This is a genomic window from Cellulomonas sp. GbtcB1 (genome assembly GCF_019091725.1).
Classification (GTDB): Bacteria; Actinomycetota; Actinomycetes; order Actinomycetales; family Cellulomonadaceae; genus Cellulomonas.
On sequence record NZ_JAGXJG010000491.1, the window covers coordinates 1 to 241 of the forward strand.

The following is a 241-nucleotide window of genomic DNA, read 5'->3' on the forward strand; positions in this document are numbered from 1 at the left end:
GACCACCGTCGCCGCGCCCCACCTGACGTTCATCCCCGCGTGGACCGCCGTCCAGCTGAGGCACCCCGTGCGGGCGCGCCGCGGCCTGCCGAGGCCGCTGGCCGCCACGGGCGACCTCACCCTGGAGGGCGCCACGCCGGCCCGGGTCTCGGGCTGGCGGTCCGACGGGCGGGTGAACACGATCCCCGTCGAGGTCCCGGACCCGCAGATCGACCACGAGCTGCTCGACGGGCCGGCCGTG

General features: G+C 78.0%; 1 pseudogene. It reads left to right on the plus strand.

Annotated elements, in window-relative coordinates:
• Positions 1–241: pseudogene (locus KVT14_RS21135) on the plus strand (endonuclease); the annotation flags it as partial.